Here is a 14,422-nt window from a genome sequence, read left to right as displayed (position 1 = left end):
GGCTCCTTTACACTTTTTCAGGGACTGTTTTGGCCCTTTCCCCGTTTTTCAGCCTCGGCGAGAGGTATTTCTCGATGTAGGCATCCCGTATACGCTTCAGTTCCTTCACCGGGATGGCTGTAAGGAGATCCCAGCCGAGTTCAAGGGTTTCCTCGTAGGTCCTGTTCTGGTATTCCCCCTGGCGAACGTACTGGTCTTCAAACATATCGGCGAACTTCGCGAAGGCCTTGTCCTCTTCGGATAGAGCTCCTTCCCCGAGAATGACCGCGAGTTCTTTCGCTTCATTGCCCCTGGCGTAGGCGGCAAAGAGCTGGTTCATAAGGTCGGCGTGATCTTCCCTTGTCTTGCCCTTTCCTATTCCCTTGTCTTTGAGCCTGGAAAGGGACGGCATGACGTCTACGGGAGGATATATGCCTTTCCTGTGAAGCGTCCGGCTCAGGATGATCTGTCCCTCGGTGATGTACCCGGTAAGGTCCGGGATGGGATGCGTCTTGTCATCCTCAGGCATGGTGAGGATGGGAATCTGGGTAATCGAGCCTTTCTTTCCCTTGAGCCTACCCGCCCGTTCGTACATGGTGGCGAGGTCGGTGTAGAGGTATCCCGGGTAGCCCCTCCGGCCTGGGACTTCCTTCCGTGCGGCGGAGATTTCCCGAAGGGCTTCGCAGTAGTTGGTGAGGTCCGTCAGGATAACCACGACGTGCATATCATGCTCGAACGCCAGATATTCTGCAGCGGTGAGCGCTATACGGGGGGTCGTTATCCGTTCGATTGCCGGGTCATCTGCAAGATTGACGAACATGACCGTTCGCTGGATGGCACCGGTTTTACGGAAGTCTTCCATGAAAAAGAATGCTTCTTCGAAGGTGATTCCCATGGCGGCGAAAACGACAGCAAAATTTTCGTGGCCGCTTATGACAGTCGCCTGCCTGGCAATCTGGGCAGCCATCCTGTTGTGGGGCAGACCACTTCCCGAGAAGATGGGAAGTTTCTGGCCCCGGACCATGGGGTTCATTCCGTCGATGGTGGAAATGCCCGTCTGGATGAACTCGGAGGGAAAATCCCTGGAGAAGGGGTTCATGGGCATTCCATTGATGTCGAGCTTCTTCTCGGCAAGGATGGGCGCTCCGTCGTCTATGGGCTCTCCACGGCCGTTGAATACGCGACCGAGTATGTCCAGGCTGACGGGAAGAGTGAGCACCTTTCCAAGGAAGAGGAGCTTCGTGTTCTTGATGTCTATGCCGTTGGTTCCTTCGAAGACCTGGACGAGCGCCTTGTCGGTCGTGATTTCCAGAACCCTGCCCCGTCTGCGTTCTCCGGAGGCCAGCTCAATTTCGACAAGTTCGTCGTACCGTACGTTCTGTGTTTTTTCCACCACGAGAAGGGGACCGGAAAGCTCGCTAATGGTCCCATATTCCTTAGGCAGCATCGCTTTCACCTCCCACGGGGATGACGTCGTTTATTTCCTTCCGTATTGTCTCTTCCAGTTCGTCTATCTTGCCGATGTCCTTCTCCTCAAGATACCGCATTCTGGCGATGGATTCCCGGACCGGAAGGTTGAAGATCTCGTTCATGGATGCTCCCTTTTTCAGGGCTTCCATTCCCTGATGGTGGAAGTTGATGATCGTCTTGAGCATCTTGAACTGCTTTTCCATGGAGGCATAGGTGTCGACCTCATGGAATGCGTTCTGGTGAAGGAAGTCCTCTCTCAGGGATTTCGCGGTTTCGAGGAGCATGCGCTCTTCTTTGGACAGGGTATCGATGCCGACAAGACGCACGATTTCCCGAAGATTGTCCTCTTCCTCGAGAAGGGTCATTCCCTCTATGCGGAGGCTGCTCCACTCGTCGTCAAACTTGGCATCCCAGTATTCATCAAGTTTATCAGTGTAGAGAGAATAGCTCAGCAGCCAGTTGATCGCCGGGAAGTGCCTCTGGTAGGCCAGGTTCGCATCAAGGCCCCAGAAGACCTTGGTAACCCGGAGGGTATTCTGGCTCACAGGCTCAGAAAGGTCGCCCCCCGGAGGGGAGACAGCGCCGATGGCCGTGACGGATCCTTCCCTTCCCTCGCTTCCGAGCACCACGGCCCGCCCCGCTCTTTCATAAAAGGATGCGAGCCTTGTTCCAAGGTAAGCGGGGTATCCTTCTTCGCCGGGCATTTCTTCGAGACGGCCTGACATTTCGCGGAGCGCTTCCGCCCACCTGCTGGTGGAATCAGCCATAAGCGCAACGGAGTATCCCATGTCCCTGTAGTATTCCGCCATGGTGATAGCCGTGTAGATGCTGGCTTCCCTTGCGGCCACGGGCATGTTGGAAGTATTGGCGATGAGGACGGTCCGCTTCATGAGAGGCTGTCCGGATCTCGGATCTTCAAGCTCGGGAAACTCGAGAAGCACGTCGGTCATTTCGTTTCCCCGTTCCCCGCAACCCACGTAGACAACTATCTCTGCCTCCGCCCACTTCGCGAGCTGGTGCTGGATAACAGTCTTTCCCGATCCGAAGGGGCCGGGTACGCAAGCGGTTCCTCCCATGGCGATGGGGAAGAATGAATCCACTACCCTTTGTCCTGTTGTCAGCGGAATGACTGGAGGAAGCCGCTTCGCCACGGGACGGGCTTTCCGAACCGGCCAGCGCTGGAGCATAGCAATGTTATTCTTTTCTCCGTCCTTCTCCAGTACAGCTATGGTCTCTTCAACAGTGAAGCTGCCTTCCTTTATTTTTGTGACTTTGCCCGAAACGCCGACGGGCACCATTACCCTATGTTCGACGAGGATGGTCTCCTGCACGACGCCGAGAACATCACCCTCGGTCACGAAGTCGCCTTCCTTCACCTTCGGTGTGAACTGCCACTTTTTGTTTCGGTCGACGGCAGGAACGTCAATTCCTCTCGAAATGAAATGGCTTTTTGCCACTTCCTCGATGATGTTCAGCGGACGCTGGACTCCGTCGTAAAACTGTTCCATCAGGCCGGGGGCGAGTTCGACGCTCAGCGGTGCGCCCGTACCGACTACAGGCTCTCCGGGCATGAGACCGGATGTTTCCTCGTAGGCCTGGATGGAGGCCGTGTCTCCCTTCAGTTCGATTATTTCTCCAACGAGACCAATGTCGCCTATCCGAACCACGTCAAACATGCTGGCGCCGTACATACCCTTCGCCACCACAAGCGGTCCGGAAATCTTTTCTATGGTCCCCCGTATGGTTTTTTCAGTGGCCACAGTCTATCGCCTCCAGACGAACCGTATTCTGCATTATTTCACAGCAAAAATGTCCATACCGACCGCACGTTCCACGCTGCTCCGTATGGACTCGAGACCTATCCCCTGGCTCCCCTTGAGTCCAGGAATGGGGATGAAGCTTGTTTCGTAGTCATTGTTCAGGCCGGCTATAAACTGGGAAGATGCAACGTAACAACTTTCCTGAACGAAGACGACGGCATACTTTTTGCGAGCAAGCCCGAGGAGTGTTTCTTCCACAGCCGAGGGGGTGTTGTCCTTTATGATGAAGGGCCGTACGCCCACAGCCTGAAAGGGAAGAACCGTTTCGTATTCCCCGACTGCTGCCATGGAATTTCTTGCGTTTTTAACCGACATGACGGAACAGCCCCCTTGCCAGCGTCCTGTCCGTATCATTGGAAACGGAAACCAGCGCTATACGTATATTTTTAGCCTCCATTTCCTTCTTCCACAGAAAGGAAATGACGTTCTCCGGGGCGAAAGCCTTGTACCTGGAGCTTCCGACTATGGCAGCGATGTACTCGTCGAGTACCTTCTCCATCTCTACGACAAGAGAATTGAGATCGCTTGCGTCCTGAACGCGGGAAAAAGCCTTCGACACATCGGCGAAAGAAAGCATCCTGCCCCAGCTCTCCACCGGTTCGGCATAAAGAGAAAGAAGCTTTTCCCTGGAAACAAGCCCCCCGTCATGAAGAAAACCGGTTGCAGCACCAGTTTCCATATCCATTCTTTTCATTCTGAGAAGGTTCCGGACGTTCTCCGCGTCGATTTTACCTCTTACCCAGAGCATTGCTGTTTCAATGCCCGTTCCAGACGCTGTTTTTCTCATGGCGGTGAAAAGCCCTTCGTCAAGAAGCTTCTCCACTTCAAGAATGTCTTTCGTCTGCTCCCAAACCGAGAAACAGTGGGGAACGAGCAGATGAAGGCCGAAGGGAAGCATACGGAAGTCTTCACTTTCCATGGCCATGATAATGTCATCCGTGGGAATGTCTCCGAGCGGGGTCAGAAGGTCGAACCGCCTTTCTCCTCCTTCACGGACAAGGAGAGAGCTCTTTAAAAGAACTTTAACGTTGTGAAAATCATAAGGAAGACGGCAAAGCTGAACCAGAGCGGGATCCGGAACGAACTTCTCAACTTCTCCGTAAACATGGAGAAGTTCCGCTTCGATAGCCCTGTCAAAATCGCCGTTCCCCTTCATCTCCATCAGCCAGCTGGAATAGACCGTTTCACCGAGGACTTTCAGCGCCGAGTCGAGGTCTTCGCTTTCCAGAATACGCTGGAGAAGAGCCTCTTCAAGAAGGCGTCCGGACATTGCCCGGAGCCGTGCAACTGCATACCCGTACCGCTCTGCCGGAGCCATGGAGCATCACCTCCGACTAGGCTGAAAACAGCCGTTTGGCAACGTCTGCCTCAATATCGTCCCGAACCCAGCGGATGAGCATATCCCATGAGCAGTTCGTCTCGATTTTGCCCTTTTTCATTATGAATCCGCCTGAAATCGGGCGTTTCTCCTCATCGAGAACTAATTTTTTGCCGTGTTTTTCATTGAAACCGGCAAGCCATTCTTGGGTAATATGCTTCTCTTTGGCCGATATAACTACCGTTTCGTCCCCTGACTCCGTCGCTTTCAGAAGAAGACTCTCGACCAGGGAGAGATATTCCTCTCCGGGAAGATCTGAAAGCAGGGAAAGGGCCTGTGAAAATGAGTCCGAAATGGCCGTTTGTTTCACACCGAGCTCAATCTTCTTTACGTCGAGACCGGCCACTATCTCGCGCCTTCTAAGGATTTCCGGCTGTTCTTTGCGGAATCTTTCGCTGTATGATTCCTCTATTTTCCGGATTTCCCCGTCGGCATCACTGTTGATAGACTCCACCATGGAACGGGCTTCTTCGAGAATCTTTCCCGATTCCTCCTGCGCATCCGCTTCTATTTTTTTCTTGATTTCCGCCAAGGACATGGATTTAACCTCCTTGACAGGCTTAGAGCTTGATTCCGTTAAGGAGAATGATGCTCATCAGAAGAGAAAGAACGGCGTATGTTTCGACCATTGCAGGGAGAATGACGGCTTTCCCTGTTTCCTCAGGGCGTTTTGCGATCATCTGGATGCAGGCGGCCGAGGTTTTCCCCTGGGCGATTCCGGAAAAATATCCACCGAGGGCTATGGGAAGGCAGGCAAAGAAAATGCCGAGGCCCTGCCATACATTGACGGAAATTTCGTCTCCGCCGCCGAGGAGGCCGACTTTGAGGATCGCGAAGAAAGCGATAAGGAGTCCGTAAATTCCCTGTGTCCCCGGAAGAGCCTGAAGAAGGAGAACAAGGCCGAACTTCCCCGGATCTTCAGTCATGACACCGGCTCCCGATTCTCCGGCGATTCCGACCCCGATGGCAGATCCTGCTCCTGCCCACCCTGCGGCCATAGCTGCTCCAAGTATTGCCAATGCGATTCCAAGAAGATCCATAGTATTGACACGCTCCTTTCAAGCTATTGAAATTATTCGACAGTGTCTTTCTTTATGAATACGTAACTGGTGTTGTACGTCAGAGGAGCAAAAACTCTTCCTCCGCCGGTGTAGAACTTGCTGAAAAATTCTACGTACTGCAGCCTCAGGGAATGGACGAAGGCCCCGAGCACGTTCACCGCGATGCTGAAAATATGCCCCCCCACGATCAGAAGAAGAGCGAGAATCCAGCCGACAAACGGAACGCTCCCGGCAAGGCCGGCAAGCATGTTGATGATGACTCCGACTGCCGAAGTGGCGAGGCCCAGTGCGAGAAGCCTGCTGTAGCTGAGGACGTCGCCGAGGTACGAGGTGACTCCGTACAGGCTCAACACCCCCGAGATCGCTTTTGAGATGATTCCCGTCTTTTCCCTGCCCTGCGTGGCGATGAGAACGACCGCTCCTGCTATGGCGAGAGTCTTTGCGAGGGATGCCGTCTCAGCGGGCAAAAAGCCCCCGGCGGTTCCTCCCCAGAGAAGCAGGCCGACAAGAAAAACTATCCAGCCGCCTGTGTCCGCGAAGGCCCCCATGTAGTTTTTCTTGCGGAGTGCGTCGTAAAACGCAATCCCGAGGCCGAACATGAGCTGAACGATTCCGAGAGCCAGGGAAATGGCAAGATAGGTCATGGGGTTTTCCATGGGATTGAGGATGACCGGGGCATTTTTCAAAGGACGAAGGAAGGAAAAAATGCCGAAAGCATCCACAAGATCACCGAACCAGCTTCCTGTAAGCACCCCCACAACAACCGCAGAAATTCCCGAAAGAACAAAGAGTTTGAAAAACTCCCTGAAACCGGTGGGCATTCTCTTGAATTTCCTGAGGAACCAAGTGAAGAAACCGATCATGATCAGACCGTATCCGGCATCGCCGAGACACATCCCGAAGAAAATCAGGAAGAAGGGAGCGAGAAGCGGTGTGGGATCAATCTCTCCATATTTAGGAGCTCCGTAGAGCCGGGTGAGGTTTTCAAAGGGGAGACACCATGACGGGTTGACAATGTGGGACGGTACGGTGTCATCGGGGCCGGGTTCCGTGATAACGATCTCGATGGAAGAATCAAAGGAGGCAAGCGCCTTCTTCACAGCGGGAAGTTCGGATTCCGGTATCCATCCCCGGAGCATGACGACCTGGTCTGTTGCGTTTCCTGAGGCAAGGGCCGAATACCTGTCCCGAAGCACCGAATAATAATCGCTCAGGGCCCGGATTGTGGGTACCCATCGGGCTGCCGCATCGGCGACCTTCTTCAGTATTTCCTTTTCCTCCGCTGCAAGGAGAGTTCTTCTGTCGCCGATGTGGGCAAGCTCCTCGGAAACGCTCGAATGAAGCGCTGGTGGAATTTCCATTCGGTTGAACGAGTGCCGGGCGTTAATTTCTGTTACTTTGTGTGCAACGGCTCCGTCAAAAAAGAGAGCCACGATCCGGTCTTTTTCCTTTTCTCCGCCCGGAGCGACATAGATCTCTCCCAGGGAACCGAGAAGGGATTCCGCTCCCCGTTTCCATGGTTCAACCTGTTCAGCGGGCATGGTCCCGAGGAGTCCCTTGACGTATTCCGTACCGGAGGTGAGAAGTTCAAGCGGGTAAGGGAAATCCTTAAGGGAGAGAAGGAGTGATTCAGTTGAATCCAACTGTGTAGACTCGGAACGGATTTCCATAAGTCTCCGCTCGTGTCCCCGTATCTCTTCGGATAGGGATGGAAGATCAGTCCGGGAATCCAGTTCCCTGGCCTGCCGGAGTGAAAATTCCTCTTTCTCGCCCATAGCGCGGGCCATTCCGGAAACTGGGTCAAGGAAATGGGGTTCCAAAAAGCGCAGAAGAAACCGTGTCTCTCCAAGCAGAAAATCCACCCTGGAAAAATCCGGATGGACAATGACCGGTCTTTCCGACTCATTTTCCGAACTGAAGGGGATTACCTCGTACGATCCGGTATTTTGAAGGGCAGACAAAACCCCATCCACGTCGGATTTGTGGATGTAAAATTCGGCTTTTGCAATTTTAGCCACGGCCATATCGAGAAATCACCTCTTCCGCAATCCATTTCGCCGTGCTCGGAACTTCTTTTCCGAACTGCTGAGCGAGGTTTTCCGCGTTTTTTCTTCCCGTTTCAACAACTTTTTGTGCTTTTTCTTCAGCTTCTTTTTCAACGGAGGCAATTTTTTCCTTATACTGGCGGAAAGCCTTCTGCTTGGCTTCTTTCACCCTGCGTTCGGCCTCGGTCTTCGCTTCGTTGACCATGCGGGCAGCCCCGCTCTTCGCTTCCTTGATCGCTTCTCTGGAACGGGCCTCGACTTCCTTGATTTCCTCAGCCAAATTCACTGCCATACGTTCCACCTCCTTCCAAAAAAAGTTTGTTCCTTGGCTAATGTCTCAACATAAAAACATAAAGTATTTTATTACTACATAAAATTCATGTCAAACTTCACTATATATCCTGAGCATAGGGGAATTGTAGAAAATATTTGTTCTATTGGGCGGAACAAATATAGGGAAGCGATGGAAATAAAAATATGGAGCGGACAACGGGATTCGAACCCGCGACCCTTAGCTTGGGAAGCTAATGCTCTACCAGCTGAGCTATGTCCGCCCTTGTGTCAGACGAGGGATATTATATCCGCCCCGTTTTCTTTTGGCAATACTGAAGAAATCTTTTTCCTAAATCCGCACCCCAGCGGGGAGCGTCACTGGTGTTCCCTTGGGCCGGGGGGTGCAAATTGCCGTCCTCGGCAACTGCACAAACGATCACCGCGCATCCCTGCGTTCGCCGGGGCTTGTCCCCCAGGGGGGTATCTCCTCGCTTCCGGGGAGGGCGAATTCACCTTATGCCCGGCGACACTCCCTCTGTCTGGAAAAATTAGCGGGTTCAGCTTTTTTATCCCCCTATTGCCTGTGAACGTATTTTCCGTTCTTTCAAGACCCGGCAGAACTACTCGCCGAGGGTAAAGCGAACCACCGTTTCCACATGAACAGTGTGGGGGAACATATCAAAACACTTGATTTCCCTGGGGAAATACCCCCCCTCCAGGAGGAGAGCCCCATCTCGGGCCAGAGTTGCAGGGTTGCAGGAAATATAGACGATGTTCCTTGGCGCGATGGTCAGGATGGAGCGGATTGCCTCCCTGCTGCACCCCGTTCTTGGTGGGTCGACAACTACTGTATCGAAATCTCCCTTGAGGGAACGAATGTTCTCTTCAACGGGGCCGGCGATGATTTTTATCTTTCCGGACAGGCCGTTGGCTTCCACGTTGCTTTTCATTCTTTCCACTGAAGGCATCCACTCCTCCACAGCCGTCACCGAAGAAGCTCCTTCCGCAAGGAAGCAGGTAAGAGTTCCGATACCGCTGTAGAGTTCGAGGACTTTCTCCGTACCCCCCGCCCAGGCCATTCGAGACGCGGCTTCGTAGAGTCTGACGGCCTGTTCTGAGTTGACCTGAAAGAAGGCGGTGGAATCAAACCTGAACCGGAAGGGAGGAAGTTCTTCCTCAATCAGTCCGTCGCCGAAAAGAGGTTCTGTCTTTTCGCCCACGATGACATTGTTCCCTGAAAAATTATAGTTCAGCGTTACGGTCCGAAGGTTCGGGCAATGGGACCTGAGTAGGGGAACGAGCCTGTGTTCGGCTCGCTCCTTTTCGGCTTTGGAAAGCCTCCTGGCCGCGACGAGCGAAAGAAGAACGTTCCCCGTGCTGCTGCCGCATCTCAGTATGAGATGGCGGAACAGTCCCTTTCCGGTCTTTTCGTCGTAAGAAGGGAATCCGAGGCTTGAAAGAATATCTGAAACCGTTCCCGGCACATCGCATATTTCCTTCGCGAGAACAGGGCACGAAACGACAGGGACAATGTCATGGCTTCTTCTCGCATAATAGCCCGCTTGTGTTCTTCCTCCCGCGTTTCCTATGGGAAGGGACCCTTTGTTCCGGTAATTTCTATCCCTTGGGCTCGGCCCGCATGAGACGATGTCCGGAAAAGGCGCCCGGTAAATTCTTTCAAAGGCATCCCGAACAATGTCTCTCTTCAATCGGCACTGAAGGGTATACTCGGCGTGCTGGAGCTGGCACCCCCCGCATCGTTCATAGAGAGGGCAAAAAGGAAGACTCCTGCCCGAGTGGGCAAGAAGTATTTCTTCCGGTTCCGCTATGGCGTACTCTCTTTTTTTTCTGACGATCCTTACCCTGATTTCTTCTCCGGGGAGAGCCCCGGGAACGAACACCACAAGCCCTTCGGAAGTGCGTGCGATACAGCTTCCGTCGCTGCTGATCTTTTCAGTGCGCAGCACTACCCTGTCACCCTGATTCACCGCCATGCCCCCCAATCTCCTGTGCCGAAAAAACAGAAGGCAAAGGTCATTGTGATGACCTCTGCCTTCCTCGTTAATGGAAGATGTTTCCGTGAATTTTACAGGTGAATGCTTTTTTTGAAAAGGAGGTATCCTTCGTCGAAGGCCTGGGAGTTGAGCTGTTTCGTGCCTTCAGGCACTTTGCCGAGAATCGCCTTCCGGATCGATTCCGGCCTGACGATTTTCTCGAGCTCGAGAACCCTGGCGACCGCTCCAAGGGCGACCATATTTGTGACCAGTTCTTTCCCGATTTTTTCACGGGCGGTCCGCACTATGGGAAGGTAATACACGTTGGCGTCCACCTGGGGGAAACTGGTAACGAAGAAGTCATCGTAGATGATTCTGCCGCCAGGAAGGGTTTCTCCGGCGTATTCTTCCGCAGCCTGCTGGGTCAGGATGACCTGCAGGTTCGGCTTGATCGCCTTGGGATAGTCGATGGGCTCGGTGGAGATGATCACCTCTGCCTTGGACTTCCCACCCCGGGCTTCCGGGCCGTAGGACTGGGACTGGACGACATAGAGCCCGTCCTCGAAAATGGACGCAGCCTCTCCGGCGATGACTGCGGCAAGGATTACGCCCTGGCCGCCGGAACCCGCAAATCGGATTTCATATCTTCCTGCCATTTCACTTCCCCCTTACGTTTTCGATCAAGGCGAGGTACTGCTCCGTATATTCGGGGACATCCTTGTTGACAAATTCGCCGGTGACGATCTTTCCGGCAAGTTCCTCCGGGGACATGTCTTTTGCCTTGGCAAGGGGAACGGAGTTGTTCTTGAAGTAGTTGACGTTGTCGATGGGGGTCCTCCGGTTATTTTTCCTTCCGAAAGTGGTATGGCAGTGGGTCAGTATTTCAACCACGGAGAATCCCTTCTTCTGGATTCCGTTCAGGATGAACTGCTCGGCCTGCTTGGGGTTGGCAATGGTTGAACGGGCAACGTAAGCTGCTCCTGCTCCCTCAGCGAGCTTGCAGATGTCGAAAGAAGGATCTATGGCGCCATAGGGAGTGGTGGTTGCCATACTTCCTGCGGGGGTGGTTGGAGAAGCCTGTCCGCCGGTCATTCCGTAGATATTGTTGTTCATGACGATGGCCGTAATGTCGATGTTCCTCCTGCAGGCGTGGATGAAGTGGTTGCCCCCGATGGCGGTGCAGTCTCCGTCGCCCATGACGTCAATGACGGTGAGTTCGGGTTTGGCGAGCTTGATGCCCGTGGCGAAGCCAAGGGACCTTCCATGGGTGGTGTGGACCGTGCATGCATCGATATAGCCGGCCATGCGGCTCGAGCAGCCTATGCCGGAGGCGATGACCGTCTGGCTTTTCTTTTTCTGGAGGGTGACAAGAGCTCTGAGGAGAGCATGCATGATTATGCCGTGCCCGCATCCGGGGCACCATATATGGGGGAAGAACCGTGTGCGCAGCCAACTGAAAACTTCCTGATTAGGCATAATCAGGCCACCTCCTCAATGACAGCGAGAATTTCTTCAGGCTTGAAAAGTTCGCCGTTGACAAGGCTGTAAGCCACAACCTTCGCCTTTCCGTGGACCGCCCGCTCGACTTCGAGAACCATCTGGCCGCAGTTCAGCTCGGGAACGATAATGGTTTTTACCTTGCGGGCGAGTTTTTCCAGCTCCTTGTCGGGGAAAGGCCACAGGGTGACGGGTCTGAAAAATCCGGCCTTGATGCCCCGGGTCCTTGCCTCGTGAACGGCCCTCAGGCTCGAGCGGGCAACGCTGCCGTAGGCAAGAACGAGCACTGCCGCATCGTCGACGGAGACTGTTTCGTATTCGACGATGTCATCACGGAAACGGTCGATCTTTCTCATGAGGCGTTTCATTTTTTTCTCTATTTCATCTGCGTTGTTCGTGGGGAATCCCCATTCGTTGTGGGTCAGGCCGGTAATATGCCATGTGTAGCCGTCGCCGAAGGATGCCATGCATGGGAGGTCGTCTTTCGGATCAGGCCGGTAGGGAACGAACTTTTCGGGGATATCGGTGGGACGTTTCCTTTCCACGAGCTTGGAAGAGTCAATTTTGGGCACAAGAACTTTTTCGCGCATGTGGCCGATGATCTCGTCGCTCATAATAAGAACCGGCTGGCGGTACCTTTCAGCGGAGTTGAAAGCCTTGACGGCCACTTCATAGCATTCCTGGACAGAAGCAGGAGCATAACAAATGGTACCGTGATCTCCGTGGGTTCCCCAGCGGGCCTGCATGACATCCTGCTGGGCCGCTTTCGTGGGAAGTCCGGTGGAGGGACCGCCGCGCATGACATCCACCACAACTATGGGAATCTCCGCCATGTAGGCGAGGCCGAGATTTTCCTGCTTCAGGGAGAATCCGGGACCGGAGGTTGCGGTCAGGGATTTCATGCCTGCGATAGAGCCCCCTATTGTGGCGGCTATTCCTGCGATCTCGTCCTCCATCTGGATAAATCTTCCGTTCAGCTTCGGCAGTTCTACAGCCATGATTTCGGCAATTTCAGATGAAGGGGTTATGGGATACCCTCCGAAAAAACGGCATCCGGCGGCGAGAGAACCGTAAGCGATTGCTTCGTTTCCTTGCCAGAAGGCGACATCATGCATCCTTCTCTTCCTCCTTCTCTTTCACTGTAATTGCCAAATCCGGGCATATGTTTTCGCACTGCCTGCAGCCTATGCAGTCATCTTGACGGGCCGGGACGGATTTTCCGCGTACTTCGTCGAGCTCGAGCACTTTTTTCGGGCAAATGTAGATACACAAGGAACAGCCCTTACACCACGAATGGTTCACCTGGACGTTGAACTTTTTGGGCAAAAAAATCACCTCCTGCGGGATTGTCTAAACGGGTTCAAATCTGCACTGGGAAAATACCCAGCAATCTCATCTGTGTGCATGTGAAAGAATATCTTTAAGCTTGCCGGAGTTCAACAGTGAAAATATATTTATCTTTTTTATCTTCATTAATAAAAAGAGATAAAAAAGATATAAACCCATCACCCGATGTCGGGATCCCGCAGATATCGCGCTCTGACAGCCTGGGGCGGGATGGCCCGATGTGTGTAATGTTCCGCAAGAAGTACGTCTGCCGATCCCCTGGGAGCTGCAGGTTCAAACGGTCCGATGATGGTCTCCGCAAAAAGCCCGGCGCATTTCTCGGGGGCATCCGAGATAAAGAGAATATCTCTTTCCCGGGCCCCTGAATGAGCCAAGGCCGCCTGAAGTTCACCCCGGCTGTATGCCCTTGTCGGCATTGCCTCTTTCGGGCACTCCCCTGCCGCCGCCGGGCCGAAGAGAGCCGAATACACCCTGCCGCCGCCGGCCCAGAGAAGAGGACAGACATACTGATGTGATCTGCCCGGCCTTGCATAGGACAGCGTTTCGAGGGAGGAAAGGGGGATTACGGGTTTTCCGCCGCAGGCCCAGGCGAGAAACTGCGAAAAAGCCACGCCTACCTTTATTCCTGTGAAGGAGCCGGGACCATTGACTACAGCGACAAAATCGAGATCAGTAACCTTGAGAAGAAAACTTCCGAGGAAGAAATCGACAAGGGACGGTAAGACCGAGGATTGTCTTTTGCCGAGATCAAGATTTATCTCCCCTCTGACAATCCCCCCTTCCGAAAGACCAAGGGCGGTCCATCGTGCGTTGGAGCAGTTGATTGACAGAATGCGGTATTTCATTCGGGAATGACCTCCTCCCCTATGGTCTGCCAGAATCGGGAAAGCAGTTCCTCTCCTTCCGGGTTGAGGGCAAAAAAATCAAAATGGCGGCGTTCCGGAAAACTGAGAACGTCAGGGGAGGAAATATGCATCTTCCAAAGGGGGCGTTCGGAAAAAAACGGAGCTTTTTCCGCCCATTCTACGAAAAGAACCGTGTCGCCGGAATCGTATTCCTGGAGGTCAAGATCACTGACATCCCCTGAGTCCAGTCTGTAGAGGTCTGAATGAACGATCTTCCTTTTCCCTGCAATATAGTGGTTCACGAGCGTGAAGGAAGGACTCCGCACTTTCCTGTAACCCAGGGCCTCGCAGAAACCCCGGACAAGGGTCGTTTTTCCTGCTCCGAGATCTCCAGAAAGGAGGATTGTGACTCCTCCGGAAAAATATCCGGCGAGCAGTGCGCCGAGCCGCTCCGTTTCTTCTTCAGATTCCGTTACCGCTGCTCGTGACGGCAAAAAATACATAGGCTGGTCACCACTCCTCTATTTTTTTCTTCGAAGAACGAGAATAAAGAGAAGGACACCCACAATGACCAGAAAAACCGAAAGCAGCATGGGGGCAAAGGAGATCTCTCTCTGTATGTACCGCGCGCCCAGGAGCCAGAAGAGTGCCAGGGCAAAACCGGCTGCCGTATACCGAAATCCTTTCACACGGATTCTCTCTGTCTTTTTCAG

General features: G+C 53.4%; 16 protein-coding genes and 1 tRNA gene. All 17 read right to left on the bottom strand.

Annotated elements, in window-relative coordinates:
• Positions 1 to 7 precede the first annotated feature (7 nt).
• Entirely contained in the window at positions 8 to 1,426 is a 1,419-nt protein-coding gene (locus JMJ95_RS04340) for a V-type ATP synthase subunit B (protein WP_290683012.1), read from the bottom strand.
• Positions 1,416 to 3,209: a V-type ATP synthase subunit A gene (locus JMJ95_RS04335; protein ID WP_290683010.1), complete on the bottom strand. Its 1,794-nt coding sequence runs from the start codon at positions 3,207 to 3,209 to the stop codon at positions 1,416 to 1,418. The genes JMJ95_RS04340 and JMJ95_RS04335 overlap by 11 nt, the downstream gene beginning before the upstream one ends.
• A gap of 33 nt (positions 3,210 to 3,242) precedes the next feature.
• Positions 3,243 to 3,584 (bottom strand): V-type ATP synthase subunit F, encoded by a 342-nt coding sequence (locus tag JMJ95_RS04330; protein WP_290683008.1) that lies wholly within the window; start codon positions 3,582 to 3,584, stop codon positions 3,243 to 3,245.
• On the bottom strand, positions 3,574 to 4,587 hold the full coding sequence (locus tag JMJ95_RS04325) for a V-type ATPase subunit (protein ID WP_290683006.1): 1,014 nt from the start codon (positions 4,585 to 4,587) through the stop codon (positions 3,574 to 3,576). Before JMJ95_RS04325 ends, JMJ95_RS04330 begins: the two co-directional genes overlap by 11 nt.
• 16 nt (positions 4,588 to 4,603) lie before the next feature.
• Positions 4,604 to 5,185 carry a V-type ATP synthase subunit E gene (locus JMJ95_RS04320; protein ID WP_290683004.1) on the bottom strand — a complete coding sequence of 194 codons (582 nt, stop codon included), beginning with the start codon at positions 5,183 to 5,185 and terminating at the stop codon, positions 4,604 to 4,606.
• Positions 5,186 to 5,207: 22 nt separating this feature from the next.
• Positions 5,208 to 5,687 carry a V-type ATP synthase subunit K gene (locus JMJ95_RS04315; RefSeq protein WP_290683002.1) on the bottom strand — a complete coding sequence of 160 codons (480 nt, stop codon included), beginning with the start codon at positions 5,685 to 5,687 and terminating at the stop codon, positions 5,208 to 5,210.
• A 32-nt stretch (positions 5,688 to 5,719) separates the two neighbouring features.
• On the bottom strand, positions 5,720 to 7,732 hold the full coding sequence (locus tag JMJ95_RS04310; protein ID WP_290683000.1) for a V-type ATP synthase subunit I: 2,013 nt from the start codon (positions 7,730 to 7,732) through the stop codon (positions 5,720 to 5,722).
• Positions 7,719 to 8,054 (bottom strand): cell envelope biogenesis protein TolA, encoded by a 336-nt coding sequence (locus JMJ95_RS04305; RefSeq protein WP_290682998.1) that lies wholly within the window; start codon positions 8,052 to 8,054, stop codon positions 7,719 to 7,721. Before JMJ95_RS04305 ends, JMJ95_RS04310 begins: the two co-directional genes overlap by 14 nt.
• Before the next feature lie 177 nt (positions 8,055 to 8,231).
• Positions 8,232 to 8,307: transfer RNA gene (locus JMJ95_RS04300), tRNA-Gly, on the bottom strand.
• Between the two features lie 339 nt (positions 8,308 to 8,646).
• Positions 8,647 to 10,020: a 23S rRNA (uracil(1939)-C(5))-methyltransferase RlmD gene (gene rlmD / locus JMJ95_RS04295; RefSeq protein WP_290682996.1), complete on the bottom strand. Its 1,374-nt coding sequence runs from the start codon at positions 10,018 to 10,020 to the stop codon at positions 8,647 to 8,649.
• A gap of 92 nt (positions 10,021 to 10,112) precedes the next feature.
• Positions 10,113 to 10,676 carry a 2-oxoacid:acceptor oxidoreductase family protein gene (locus JMJ95_RS04290; protein ID WP_290682994.1) on the bottom strand — a complete coding sequence of 188 codons (564 nt, stop codon included), beginning with the start codon at positions 10,674 to 10,676 and terminating at the stop codon, positions 10,113 to 10,115.
• Between the two features lies 1 nt (position 10,677).
• Positions 10,678 to 11,496 (bottom strand): 2-oxoacid:ferredoxin oxidoreductase subunit beta, encoded by an 819-nt coding sequence (locus JMJ95_RS04285; RefSeq protein WP_290682992.1) that lies wholly within the window; start codon positions 11,494 to 11,496, stop codon positions 10,678 to 10,680.
• Positions 11,497 to 11,498: 2 nt separating this feature from the next.
• The gene (locus tag JMJ95_RS04280; RefSeq protein WP_290682990.1) at positions 11,499 to 12,632 is read right to left on the bottom strand and encodes a 2-oxoacid:acceptor oxidoreductase subunit alpha; all 1,134 of its coding nucleotides are present in this window, start codon (positions 12,630 to 12,632) and stop codon (positions 11,499 to 11,501) included.
• Positions 12,625 to 12,843: a ferredoxin family protein gene (locus tag JMJ95_RS04275; protein WP_290682988.1), complete on the bottom strand. Its 219-nt coding sequence runs from the start codon at positions 12,841 to 12,843 to the stop codon at positions 12,625 to 12,627. Before JMJ95_RS04275 ends, JMJ95_RS04280 begins: the two co-directional genes overlap by 8 nt.
• Before the next feature lie 179 nt (positions 12,844 to 13,022).
• Entirely contained in the window at positions 13,023 to 13,709 is a 687-nt protein-coding gene (gene tsaB, locus JMJ95_RS04270; protein ID WP_290682986.1) for a tRNA (adenosine(37)-N6)-threonylcarbamoyltransferase complex dimerization subunit type 1 TsaB, read from the bottom strand.
• A complete protein-coding gene (gene tsaE, locus JMJ95_RS04265; protein ID WP_290682984.1) occupies positions 13,706 to 14,212 on the bottom strand; it encodes a tRNA (adenosine(37)-N6)-threonylcarbamoyltransferase complex ATPase subunit type 1 TsaE in 507 nt (168 codons plus the stop codon). Before tsaE ends, tsaB begins: the two co-directional genes overlap by 4 nt.
• Positions 14,213 to 14,230: 18 nt before the next feature.
• A partial coding sequence (locus tag JMJ95_RS04260; RefSeq protein ID WP_290682982.1) for a hypothetical protein occupies positions 14,231 to 14,422 on the bottom strand: 192 nt, incomplete at its 5' end.

This window comes from Aminivibrio sp., from assembly GCF_016756745.1.
In the GTDB taxonomy this organism is placed as follows: Bacteria; Synergistota; Synergistia; order Synergistales; family Aminobacteriaceae; genus Aminivibrio.
The sequence above is the reverse complement of the archived record's forward strand: the minus strand, read 5'-3'. Positions and strand labels throughout refer to the sequence as shown.